The sequence below is a fragment of the Holdemanella sp. MSK.7.32 genome, assembly GCF_024460475.1.
Classification (GTDB): Bacteria; Bacillota_I; Bacilli_A; order Erysipelotrichales; family Erysipelotrichaceae; genus Holdemanella.
The window spans coordinates 19,453-32,222 of sequence record NZ_JANFYN010000014.1; the positions used below are offsets into that span (position 1 = coordinate 19,453).

The 12,770-nt window shown below is 34.3% G+C and carries 6 protein-coding genes and 1 pseudogene; all 7 read right to left on the reverse strand.

The window, feature by feature from the left end:
* Positions 1–9: 9 nt before the first annotated feature.
* The 7 genes and pseudogenes from NE544_RS04915 to NE544_RS04945 all read right to left on the reverse strand — a co-directional run bounded on the left by NE544_RS04915 (position 10) and on the right by NE544_RS04945 (position 12,770).
* The gene (locus tag NE544_RS04915; protein ID WP_256268545.1) at positions 10–1,401 is read right to left on the reverse strand and encodes an HD-GYP domain-containing protein; all 1,392 of its coding nucleotides are present in this window, start codon (positions 1,399–1,401) and stop codon (positions 10–12) included.
* Between the two features lie 74 nt (positions 1,402–1,475).
* Complete coding sequence (locus NE544_RS04920; RefSeq protein WP_256268546.1) at positions 1,476–3,731, reverse strand: ATP-binding protein; 2,256 nt, start codon at positions 3,729–3,731, stop codon at positions 1,476–1,478.
* Positions 3,732–3,735: 4 nt separating this feature from the next.
* Entirely contained in the window at positions 3,736–5,490 is a 1,755-nt protein-coding gene (locus NE544_RS04925) for an ABC transporter substrate-binding protein (RefSeq protein WP_256268547.1), read from the reverse strand.
* A 151-nt stretch (positions 5,491–5,641) separates the two neighbouring features.
* Entirely contained in the window at positions 5,642–7,768 is a 2,127-nt protein-coding gene (locus NE544_RS04930; protein WP_256268548.1) for a M28 family peptidase, read from the reverse strand.
* A gap of 324 nt (positions 7,769–8,092) precedes the next feature.
* Positions 8,093–9,019: an acyltransferase family protein gene (locus NE544_RS04935; RefSeq protein WP_256268549.1), complete on the reverse strand. Its 927-nt coding sequence runs from the start codon at positions 9,017–9,019 to the stop codon at positions 8,093–8,095.
* 605 nt (positions 9,020–9,624) lie between these two features.
* Positions 9,625–10,485 (reverse strand): annotated as a pseudogene (locus NE544_RS04940) (ROK family protein).
* 497 nt (positions 10,486–10,982) lie between these two features.
* Complete coding sequence (locus NE544_RS04945) at positions 10,983–12,770, reverse strand: CocE/NonD family hydrolase (protein ID WP_256268550.1); 1,788 nt, start codon at positions 12,768–12,770, stop codon at positions 10,983–10,985.

Below are 12,770 nucleotides of genomic sequence, written 5' to 3' on the forward strand. Positions count from 1 at the left end.
ATTTTATATTTAACTCTTTAAATTGTAAAGTAAACTCTTTATTTTCCACAGAAGTTTCATTTTATGTTTTTTAACTTCTTCCACCACTTCGTCATTCACATCAAACGACTCAAATTCCGAAACACTCTTTTTATACTTTTTATTTTTCTCTCGATCTATAATAGTTAACTCACCAATTAAAGGATTATAATCAAATAAGACTTTAGATTGACTCAATTCAAAAAAGTCCATCTTTTCCTTTAAAAAATCAATAATGCGCTGTGAATGATCACTGTATGGCAATGTTTCTGATTTTAATATTTCACTAGACAATTTTTTTGCCTCATGATAATCTTTATAATCGTCCTTTTGCGTTTTAAAAGCCAAATACATATCTGTACCCACCTCTTTTAAACACTCTACTAACAATGGATTGAAACATCCACACTTTCCATCCAAAATCATTTGAATGGCTGTTCTATAATCATAGGCCTTTTTATATACACGCGTACTTGTCAGTGCATCAAAAACATCCGCAACCGATACAACTTGGGCAGAAATAGGAATATCATTACCCACTAAACCATCAGGATAGCCCTTTCCATCAAAGCGTTCGTGGTGCCATCTACAAATTTCATAAGCCATTTGAGCCAATGGATTATCATTCGGATATTCCATACTACGAATCATTTTTGCGCCAAGTAAAGTATGTGTCTTCATAATTTCATATTCTTCATCCGTAAGCTTTGTCGGTTTATTTAAAATCTCTTTTGAGATTGACACCTTACCAATATCGTGTAAAGACGATGCCGTCGCAATCAATGTAATATCAGACTCCGTTAAAGGATACGCATCCGTTTTCTCAACTAGCCTTCTTAAAAGCATCTGCGTGGCAATACGAATATGAATAATATGTTCACGACTCTCCTTATTGTATGTTCCTACAACACTACTCAAGATATTGATCATTACTTTATTGTTTTCTTCTTTTTCATACACCTGATTCACTACTACATTGGTCAATCGTTTTTGATTGGCATATAAAACAAGTGCATTCATAACTCTTCGCTTAATAATAAACGCATCAAAAGGACGTTGAATATATTCAACAGCTCCTAGATTATATGCCTTTTCAATAATTGAAGTCTCTTCTTCTGCAGAAATCACAATTATCGGAAATTCTTCAATCCACTGATACTTATTCATATATTCCAAAACTTCAAACCCATTCATTTTTGGCATATTGATATCCAACAACATTAAATCAATTGTCCAATCCTTTTGTAGAATGGAAATGGCTTCTAAACCATCATTGGCCAATATATATTGATAGTTCTCACCCACTATTTCCATCAATAGTTCCTGATTGAATTTGGAGTCATCCACAATCAAAATTTTCTGTCTTTCTTCTAAACTTTTCATAACCCTATTCCCACTTCATCCATTGTTTCTAACACAATTCATACCTAATTTGAATATATTAACACAAACTTACCTCACTTGTTTTCTGTAATATCCTTTTGGGGTACCCCCCCCCCGCCAGATTTTATGTTTTGTACAACGCTTTTCAAAATCTGCATATCGACTGGTTTTGAAATATGTGCATCCATACCTACTGACAAGGAATGTTGAATATCTTCACTGAAGGCATTGGCCGTCATCGCAATAATTGGTATATTTTGATCAAATGAACGAATCTTTAATGTTGCCTCATATCCATTCATGATTGGCATTTGAATATCCATTAAAATCATGTCATATTCGCCTGGTTTGGATTGTTCAAACGTTTCTACGATCTTCTTACCATTTTCACAAATGACACACTTTGCTCCTTCATATTTCAATAATTCCTCAAGAATTTCAGCATTCAATTCATTATCTTCTGCACACAAGAATTTCATGCCAGAAATACTCTCCATACTATTTTCAATTTTTGTGCTCACTACTTCATGATCTTTGACAATCTTTAAATCCAATAAGATTTCAAAACAACTCCCCTTACCTTTTTCGCTTTCCACTTCAATCGTTCCGCCCATCGCATCCAATAAATTCTTTGTGATGGCCATACCTAGACCAGTCCCCTGAATTCGATTTGTCACGCTATTTTCTTCTCTTGTGAACGCATCAAAAATCTTATCTTTAAAACTTTCTTCCATACCCATACCATTATCGACGACTAAAAAGCGATATTTGGCATATACCGAAGACTTTGAAGATAATTCTTCTAACCAAAGCTGAATGTGTCCACCGGCTTGTGTATACTTAACGGCATTCGATAATAGATTATTAAATATCTGCATCAAACGAACACTGTCTGCATGTACCCATTCATGTGAAATGTTTTCCACGTGAATTTCAAACGATTGCTGTTTTTCATCCATTTGAGGACGAAAGATCGTATTGATTTGTTCCACAAATTCTAAGATGGAAAAATCTGTATAATTCAAGGTCGTCTTACCCGACTCAATCTTATTCATGTCTAGAACATCATTGATAATGCCCAATAAATGTTTTGAAGATAATTCAATCTTCTTCGCATATTCCTTCACTTTTTCTTCATTACCACAATCTTTTTGAAGAAGTGTTGTCATACCTACGATTGCGTTCATTGGCGTACGAATATCATGCGACATATTCGCTAAGAAATCGGTCTTTGCCCGATTGGCATTTTCAGCCACTTCTAAAGCTTGTGTAGTTGCACTTTGTGCGATCTTTAAATTCTTATTGATGTTCGCTAATTCCTTTAAGTTTTTTTCTTGAATCTCTTTATTTTTTTCTTCATATTTCATTTTTTGATCTGTAAGCTTCATTTTTGAAACGCTAAAAGATAATCCCAAAATCAAGAAGAAAATCAAAATAACCATAATAAGTGCAATGAACAATACCATGCGTTGATAGCTAACTAAACTATTGTCTACAACATATTTTGAAACAATGCATATAAGCATGGAATCATTATTTTGAATAGGTCGATATCCTAAATAAAATGGTTTATCATTCCCTAATAACTCAACGCCATGTTCATCATTTTGAATTGCTTTTTCAATTTTTTCTGCCTGCTCATCACTGATCGCATCTTCCATTTTTAAATGTTTGATCAACGAATAATTTTGTACCAATTCCTTTTTTGACTGGTTTGTATAAATCACAGTGCCATCTTTATTTACCATGAAAATAAAGGCTTTTCCATCATATCCATTTAAGTTAAGTACGGAATTCAACTTTTTACTATCCATAACAGAACCTATGGCTGTATATGACTCACCATCAATATCATATTTTTCACATGGTACAGCCATTAAGAATCCACTTCCGGATTCTTGTCTAAAACTTAATGGAATTAGTTTTGCGATATTCTTATTATTTTTAAGATTCATTAATAACGGATTGGAAATATCCAATCTACAACGAGTGCCATCCGCCGTTATAGCTGTGCCGTTCTCTTTTATAAATAAGATTTGACTGTCCAATTCATTTTGCCAGCTATTTAGAAACTTTTGATTTTCTACAAGAGATATATTTGAATCATGAATCAAATAATTCTCAATTAAATGAAGTTGACTATAATACGAATCCAACTGAAGGTCATATGTCTGTTGAAGTTGTTCATCCACCGCGTCTAGACTCAATTTTCCATTTGTTTCAATATATGAATTCATCTTCGCAAAAAGAATTTGGGATACAACAACGATTATAATCAACAGCGCAAAAAGAAGTGGTACAAATCTATTTTTACTCTTCATCTTCTGCATAATTTTACTTTCCAATCTCTATATAATCTTCTGGTTTTGATGGTTGATCCTGTTTTGACATAATACTGACCCATGCACTTGCCAAAGAAGGATTCGATACATCCGTACTATCTGAAAGCAGAATCGAATACTTCTTATCAAAATCAATCGATACGCCATCTACCAATATGTCTTTTAATTTATAATTTTGATCATATACAAGCTTCATTCCAGATGCGATTGGTAAAGAGTATTTGTCTTTGACATCCAATTCTTTTACCAACGCATAAATTTCTTTACCACTCATTTTTTTAACATGAACATAAGTATTGGAATCGTGACAAAGCATTAAATCCAATTGACTGGCCGTACAATCCCCTTTATAGATGGATGAAGTAAAATAATAATAGGGTACAAATGCCAACTTGACATCATACGCCTTTCTTATCGTAGTCAAAATCGAAGATGGTGCATCACGACCATTTTTATCATTTAAATAAATGGAATAATCCTTGTCAAAATGAACAATTGCCTTTTCTTTATCACTCTTCGCATTCATGAGTTCGCAAAAAATATCATACGCACTATTTTCATCCATTTGTCCAGTTAATAATCCATGGACAACTTCTTTGGCAGCCGCAAACGATTTTTGTGCTGAATAACGAATATAAATATTATTATTTTTTAAAGATTCCTCGAGTCCTTTGACATCATTCATCATAGATTCAACATCTGGATTAAATGAAATTACACCCGTTCCATTCGCAATCAACTGTTGTCCTTTTTTAGAAATCATACAATCCAATACTTTTAATGCCGAATCTAATTTTGTCTGATCGTTCTCTAAATCTTTATTCAATGCCACATTTAAAGAAGGATGCATATAGATATATCCATCATTTGAAGTTTGTGAAAAATAAGGTAAACGAACAAGTTCACTATCACTCATTTGACTAGAAAGAGTTTTATAGATGTCTGGCGTACCATGAAATATAGCTGATTTTTTCTCAACAAACATATTTGTACCATCATCAATCGATAAATTTACATCTTCGGCCGTAAAATAAGAATCCTTTAAAAATTGATAGGTCTTCGAAAAGATTCGGTGTCCCATATCCTCATCAAAAGAGATCTTATCCTCTGCACTTTCCGCCTTACTTCTCCACTCTAATCCTTCAAGACTTGTGAATTCATCAATAGCTCCACCCTGAATGGCTTCTAGACAAGACCAGTCTTCCCCCATATCCATGGAATTGGGTTTAATGCCTAAAGCATTCAATTTTTGACAAGCCTCTGCATACTCTTCATAATTTGTCGGTAAAGCAATACCATATTGATCAAACAACGTTTTATTTGCGATCATTGTTTGTGGAATTCCACATATAGGAAGCCAGTTAATGGATTGATCCTTATTATAGTAATACTGCAAAGCATACGAATAATATTTTGAAACAATATCATACGAACTTAAATCCAATAAATACGGTTGTAGTTCTTTTGAATCTGTACCCGAAAAGCGACGCACACTCATAATATCTGGTAATTCGCCATGTTCTTGGTAATATTCATATAAATCTGTATTATTATTTCCCGAAATAAATTCAATATCCATATCTGGGTATTGAGAACGAATGTATGGTGCTAAATTTTTTACAAGACGACTCTCCCATAAAAAGACGGTCAGATGATGATCATCCTTCGTTGTATCTGTCTTTGCACAACCAGATAGAATCATCGAAAAAGCAAGCAGGCCCACTAAGCATTTTTTTAATCTATTCATAATGTTTTCCCCATTTTAATAACATATAACCATATAGTTAGTTAGATTAAGTATACATCGAAGAAAAACTTGTTTTCAAGAACAAATGTAAACATTTCACAAGCTTATTTATAACCAAAAAAGCCTGGCATAGTATGCCAAGCAATTGTATTTATTGACCTATTTTGTTCATTGCCAAGATTTCATTTTCAAGTATTTCTTTATAAGAATCTAACTGTTTCGTTCTAGCGCTTTCATATACTTTGATTTCTTCACTTACATCATCTCCATCTTCTTTATTTAATAAAGATGTTGTAGCATTTTTTGTGTTTGTGAAATAGTAGCCTTTATCATTGCCCCACCACTTATTGTTTTCAACTGCCTTATCTGCATGCGCATCAATTTTAGCAGCCGCATTCGGTGAGAATAAGTAATAATTGTATTCACACAAACCATTTAATTGGTATGCCACATCTAGGACATCATTTACTTTGTCTTTCTTTAAATCTTGAATGATTTCATCCATATATTCAATGTTGTTTTGATATCCCACGTGTTTCATCACAACATCACTCGAGAATACAATTCCGACAAAGTTATCTTGTACATATTTAAATAAGTCTAATACTTTCTTATTGTAGGCTTTTCCATCTTTTTGAATCGAAGTAACATCCGATTTAGAGTTCACCGCCTTTACATAACGATTATTAATATCTTGACCCTCTTTATTTAGTGCATCCACTTCTTTTTCAAAAACAGCTAAAGCCTTGTCCCAATCCTTTTTAGAAACACCAGCTTCCAAAGCTAAATCTTCATTAAAGCTTTCCTTTAAATCATCAATGGTAGCCTGCATATTTAAAGACATAGCTGGAAGCTGATCGATGGCGATAGCCATACTTCCAAATACCGCAATATTAGCCTTCATAACCTTTTCACTGTACGTATCTGTATTATCGGATTCTGTATGATAATGCAGTTGTGTCCAAGTATATTCACCATCATCCTTTGTTTCTCCAGAACAAGTATCCGTTGTATTTAAGAAATAAGGAACTCCCGCATTACGATAAGAAACACCATCTTCCATTGTCGTTGTATCATATGTCTTTGTAGAAATACCATTCTTATATTCTTTTACAGCATCATCCAATGCACCTGAATCGACTAAGCTTTTCACTAAAGACGCATATTCAGGAACACAAGTCACCATGAATGTATCTGAACCATCATCATAAGCATCCAATTCAAAGTTAAATAAAGCTAAAGTTTTATTAGCCCACTCAGGATGTACATTGTTGATCAATTCATAAGCCCCTCTTGTCCAGTCAAATTCAGTTCCTGTTGCACCCCATTCTTCAGCACCATGCGCAACAACCACAATATCATTTTCAGGCACATAGCCACTATCGATCATCGTTTTAGCCATCGACATTATGGTTCCAATGGCACTACAGTCATCTTGAAAACCAGTAAAATACATATCATAATGTCCGGCAAAAATAATTTGTTGATCATGTGACTTACCAGGAATATAGCCAACCACATCATAACTTGTACCATTGCCTTCTTCCATCACACTATCCACTTTTAAAGTGGCCATATCATGACCTTGTTTTAAAGCTTTTTTGATTTGTTTGTACTCACTCATTGTGATGATTGTCGTAGGCATAATATCTTCTGCACAAACATCCTGAATCTGATGATCATCATCACTAAATCTTCCATATCCATCCAAATCGTATGTGACTAATGCTTTTGCGCCATGCTCATAAGCCTCATAGATATAGCCGCCAATCCAAGACTCATTAAATTGATCCACACCTACTAGAGCAATCTTACCTTCAACGTCCTTGCCTTCATAGTCTTTCGCAAAACCAGTACCACAATCTACGATTTGTGCTGTAATCCCATTTTCATCTGTACCATTCACCATATACGATACGGGCATCATATCAATATCTGTTCCTTCAATCGTAAGTGAAGCATCATTATACTGCCACTTATCCACATTCACAGGTATCTTTTCTACATTCTTTAAACCAATGGCCTTCATTTCCTTAGCCAAATAATCGGCTGTTCTATGTTCTGCATCGGAACCACTCGTTCTAAATCCAAGTGAATTATCATGTAATGAAGTATCTGTAGACAATGTTTTTGTGAAGTCATACGCATAGTCCATATCAATTTCATTCACGTAGGCATCAATCGAATCTTGATAGATGGCCTCATCTTTTGTCGAACCACAACCCACTAGGCTCAACACCAATACTGCACTAAGGCTTGCTCGTAAAATCTTTTTCATATTCCTCTTCTCCTTTACCAACACAAAAAAAGATAGGCGCACAATATACACCTATCTTCGTCCATCATCTATCTGCATACTTTTCGTAACAGAAATTCCAGCTTATTGACCATTTCATAAGGTATATTGTACTTTATAAAACTGAGCTTTTAACTCAATCAATAAGGGTAAACACCCTTCCGTATTCCCTAAATACGGTTCTTGCTTCTTCAACAAGTCTTCGGCATTTGACCCGGCCGTCCGTGTAGCCTTAGCCTATATCTAGGCGGTCAATTTCTGTACGATTTGTACGCAAAAAAATATACAGGAAAATGATATTTTTTGTCAACTAAAATTTTTAAAAATATGTAACCCATCCACTTTTGTCTCTAGCTTTTTAAAATAATAGGCAAGAATTAAAGTGGAAAAAATGCATACTATTAGATAAATCCAGTCATTTAAATATGGATCAAATAAGTTCATTGAAATTCTTTGAAGTATATAGATTTCAAATACATATTGACCTAAGAAATGAAACAAACTATTTTTAATTTCTTTATATGCACATACATCTACAATCAAGAAACAAAACGCAATCGAAATTATTTCATATGCGAGTATTGGTAAGTGAAGACAATATAAACTAAAAGCTAAAATCATCAAGAAAATAAAGAAAATTGGTTTTTGAATAATGGAACAAACTCGATCTTTATATTTAGATAGAATCATACCTGCTGGAAAACAAAGAATGATATTGTACCACCAAGCCTGATCCTTTATTACATCCATCAAAATTATATATAGTATGGTAAATACTACACATGAAGTCATACTATGTTTCTTACATTGTTTAAACGAAATATATACAATACTATACATAGCTAATATCGCAAATACATACCAATTACTATTTCCAATGGAACTTAAAGCCGTAAATGAGAATACAATACGAACAAAGGAATAATCCTTTCTTAATAAGAATGACAAAGCCAAGTAAATACATAATGCCATACAAAAGTGAATATAAAACTTCAATATTCTTTTTCTTGGCATGCTGTCAATATACACAATACCTCTTCTTTTAATTTGTTCCATAATGCCATATCCCGAATAGAACAAGAATGGTGCAACCATGAGTTGTCCAATTGCCAATAAAAGATTATTCCATGGCATAGTTTCATATTGTCCAAAATGTGATAAGAACACAAACAACACAAAAATTCCATTGATACATGTCGTCTGTTCTTTATTTAATGCCCTTTTAAAATCCATTTCATGCCCTCACAATAAGATATTATATCACCATATTATCTCCTTCAATGGAATATTTATTTTAGTATTTCCATTGATAAAACATTTCAATGTGGTACAATATGAATGAAAAGAGAGCACCCAATAAGGAGTTCTCCTGGAGAAAATTTATAGTTTTGAAATAACTACCTTGGTTTCCTGCAAGAATGATGAGGTAGTTTTTTCTTATGTCTTTTCAGTTTATGTATTTGTTTGTCCATATCTTCAATTATATGAAGCAGATTTAAGATTGCTTCAGCAATCTGAACCAATCTGTGGACAATTACTAACAAAATCGACAAGAATATTGTCACAAATATTAAATATCCATACACAATATCACCTCCTTGAGGCTATGGAACTCAAGTGTTTTCGTAACTTGGAGCCCCTGTGACGGTATTAATACGATTAATACAGCCGTTCCCTAGGAGAACTACCTTAGGTCTATTTGGACCTATCCTATTGTTTACTCTCATATAAATTGTATCATGTAGCATAGATATTCAAAAGAATATTCTTTGTTTAAAAGATATAAGAAATCTTTAATTTCATACCCTGAATAAACCAAAAGTGGACATTTCTGCCCACTATTTATTACGACTAATATAATTTGCGAGTGCACCCAGTAAGTTAGCATCTTGACGATATGTACAACACTTTAAGTTAGGTGTGATGATATCCATACCCATCTTTTCACGAATTATATTATATTCTTCCATTAATCTTTCAACAAAATCATCTCTTTGACTTATCGCACCACCAAACAAGATCATTTCAGAATCTAGTGTATGTTGTACATTAAATACACCTATAGCTAAATTGTGATAGAACTGTTTAATGACTTGTTTACACAATGCATTTCCGGCATTTGCCTCTTCAAAGATTCGAACTCCATCCCAACTTTCATTTGTCGCCTCTTCCATCTTACGAACCATACTTGAAGTAGACGCCATCAAGCTAAAGTTTTGAATGTTTCCTGCCTCATCCTCTACAAGCATCATACCAAATTCACCGCCATAGCGATGTGCTCCAGGACATACTTTTCAATCTCTAATAATGGCACCACCAACACCAGTACCAATCACAAAGAAGGCCATATCTTTAATGTCTTGTGCTTTTCCAAAATATACTTCAGATAATGCTGCACAATTCACATCATTTTCAATTTCACAATGCAATCCAAGCTCTTTTTGAATCACATCTCGCCAAAGAATGCCTTGTAAGAAAGGAAGTGCCCATACGGCATCAATCACTGCATTTTCTACGTCAATAGAACCACAAGAACTGATTGCGACACCATCTAGTTCATAATCATCTTTAAACATTTGATGAAAACACTTCATACATGCCAACAACTCTCCAAAAGTATCTGTCATCGAATATGATTTTTTCTCAATGATTTTCCCCTCACGACTAAGAAGTCCACTCTTCATCGAACTTCCACCAATGTCAAATCACAAATAATTTTTCATAATTTCCTACATTAAGCCAACATCTGCATAGTCTATCAATACAATTATATGAAAGTCCTTTACGTATATTAACCTAATTCATTTCCTAAGCGGATTCGCTATTTTCTATGAACATATGGTACACCATTAAGATACCATTTCTGATATACTAACTCGGTTGGATGAGAAATAATTTACGCCAATGTAAACAAATGGTATTACGCCAACACCCATTTGAGTTCCGCTCATCTAACGTCGATTAGAGAACTAGACTTCTCCGTAATATATGCATAATATCTAGTTCTCTCCTCTAAAATTTGTTGTCCAACGGTTTAGATTCGTGCTAGAATAATATTGTCTAGAGAGTCATTCTAACACATTTGATATCTAACCATTCTTATACTTTCCTGACTCTCTAAATGTGGACCAGTTGTTGCTGGTCTTTTTTTTCGCATTGAAAAAGGCTCAAATCCTTTCGATTTGAACCCACTTTATTATTCCATTGGACAATCACAAACAATAGAAGCAGTATCCACTTCAATTTTTGTCACCACAAATGGCAATTGCGTTTGGTCCACATCCATTCCATACAAGATCAATGATAATGTATGTCCTTTAGGAATTGTATAGTCGTTGCTGACAAAGTCAAATGAATATGTATACCAAGTATCTGGATCAATGGCTTCCTTTGAATAATTATTCAAACGATTTTGTGCATTCATCCAACCTCGCGTAATCACAAAATAATCGGATGGTTTTTCTTCCATTTTAAAGACAAAAGAATGATTTTCATCCCCATCCAAATCAGATGTCAAACGAATTTGTTTTCCCTTTTCCACAAGCATTGCACTCAAAATAGCCGTAGGCTGTTGAATTCGAGCCCTAAAAGAAACTTTGGCTCTTCCCGCAAAACGCGTATCTTCCTTCATTGTTTCTAAATCAAAAGAAAGCGAATGCGCATTTTGAGTTAAAACCAACTCATCTAGCCATGCCTTTGTGTTTTTTTGTTTACGATCATAAATCGTTTGCGACAAATCATCCACAATCATCTGATTTCCATTCTCTTGTACACGATAGGACTTATAAGATTTAGGTGGCCAAACCTCTTCTTCCATCCACAATTTTTGATCTAAGTTATTCTCAATATAAATCTTAGACTCATTTTGAATACCTGTATCAATCCCTTTTAAATAATAATCCAACCAACGATCGATCAATCCTAATGTAGGACTATCCTCAAGATGATACGTATAAATATGTTGTCCTTGATGCAACAACATCATGCGATCTTTACCAAGTTCTTGTAGCTTTTCATACAAACGAATCCCTTGATCTGGTTTTACATTCCAATCATTTAAGCCTTGAAGAATAAATACCGAAGCTTGGATACGATCGGCATGCTGCAAATAATTACGCTCATCCCAAAAGCGATTGTAGTTTCCCGATTGTCTGTCTTCACCTTCTTGTAGAGTCTTTTGATTCTTTTCAAACAAAGGTTTGATCGACGCAAAATCATTTGGATCCAATGCCCGTGAAAAACAATACTTTGCCAAAATATCCAAGTCATCCCCTTGCCAATCCATGGCCGGTAAAGTTAAACCATTATGACGATAATATTCATACCAGTTGGAAATGCCCGCTTCAGGAAGAATTGTCTTTAAGCCTTCTACACCTGTTGTGGCTACCCCAATACACATTGTACCCAAATAAGAACGTGCAGACATCGCAACAGAACCTGTACACCAAGATGCCAAAACTTGTACCGTTCTTGTCTTATCTCTAAAAGCTCGAGCTCTTCCGTTTAACCAATCAATGACCGATTTAAACGCAAGAATCTCCTCTTCACTTCCCGTCATTGTTAATCCGTCGCTTCCCCTTGTACCAAGTCCACCACTAAACACACCAGCATAGCCACGTTCTAGTAAATGAGCATATAAATCTGAAATGCATTCATAAGCGCTTGGATCTGGTTCTGGATACGGACTGCTTTCTACAATTTGTTCAGCTTCTTTTTTAGGACAAACTACAGGATCTTTTGGATGAAACGTGATATCCTCACGCTGAATATTCTGACTTGGATATGTCTGTATATTTGTATTTACATCATACAAATCATACCAATCCTCATTACAGTGCAACATATATGGATTGGCCACAAAAACAGCCGGAACTTTTTCATCTAGCTTTGGACGCTTAATATAAACCGCAATCAAATCATATTGTCCATCTTGATCTGTATCCACTGTAGTTTCCACAAAAACTCTTTCAAATAATGCTTCCAT

Bases quoted from the DNA above. Each gene is read 5' to 3' on its own strand.
- NE544_RS04915 (WP_256268545.1), bottom strand. From the start codon at position 1,401: ATGAAAAGTTTAGAAGAAAGACAGAAAATTTTGATTGTGGATGACTCC.
- NE544_RS04920 (WP_256268546.1), bottom strand. From the start codon at position 3,731: ATGCAGAAGATGAAGAGTAAAAATAGATTTGTACCACTTCTTTTTGCG.
- NE544_RS04930 (WP_256268548.1), bottom strand. From the start codon at position 7,768: ATGAAAAAGATTTTACGAGCAAGCCTTAGTGCAGTATTGGTGTTGAGC.
- NE544_RS04935 (WP_256268549.1), bottom strand. From the start codon at position 9,019: ATGGATTTTAAAAGGGCATTAAATAAAGAACAGACGACATGTATCAAT.
- NE544_RS04925 (WP_256268547.1), bottom strand. From the start codon at position 5,490: ATGAATAGATTAAAAAAATGCTTAGTGGGCCTGCTTGCTTTTTCGATG.
- NE544_RS04945 (WP_256268550.1), bottom strand. From the start codon at position 12,770: ATGGAAGCATTATTTGAAAGAGTTTTTGTGGAAACTACAGTGGATACA.